This window comes from Bradyrhizobium sp. BRP19 (assembly GCF_020194195.1).
GTDB lineage: Bacteria > Pseudomonadota > Alphaproteobacteria > Rhizobiales > Xanthobacteraceae > Bradyrhizobium > Bradyrhizobium yuanmingense.
Genome location: NZ_JADYVZ010000159.1, coordinates 1 through 426, shown reverse-complemented (window position 1 = coordinate 426; position 426 = coordinate 1). Strand labels below are relative to the sequence as shown.

Annotated in this window: 1 pseudogene; it reads right to left on the bottom strand. The window is 68.8% G+C overall.

Going from position 1 to position 426, the window contains the following annotated elements:
* Positions 1 to 111 precede the first annotated feature (111 nt).
* Positions 112 to 426: pseudogene (locus I6F36_RS38985) on the bottom strand (hypothetical protein); the annotation flags it as partial.

Below are 426 nucleotides of genomic sequence, written 5' to 3'. Positions count from 1 at the left end.
ATCCACCCCCTACGCAAGTGGAAGAGTGGATTGCTTCGCTTGCGCTTCGCAATGACGACGTGGCAACGCCGCGGTACCCCGTTTGGGGAGAGGTGAGCGAGTGCACGGCGTTCAGGCCGCGCGGCGGAGCCAGTCCCTGACGCGCTGGATCAGGTTTCTGCGCGACGCATGTGACGGCCGCATCGGCACCGCATCGATGACGACTGGCTCGATGTCAGACGCAAACGACGGCGGGATCTGGCTCTCCGCCGCAGCAGGAGCTGATATCGCGGGCTCCGCCGCCTCGGTGGTAGAGCGCGGCTCCTCCTGCGTGACCTGCGCATCGAACTGCGCGGGCACGGTATCCGGTTCGCTGACCGAAGGCGGTGGCGCGACCGTGCGACGGGGCCGCCGCGTTGCCGGCTTGGCCGCCTTTCGCCGCGCGGC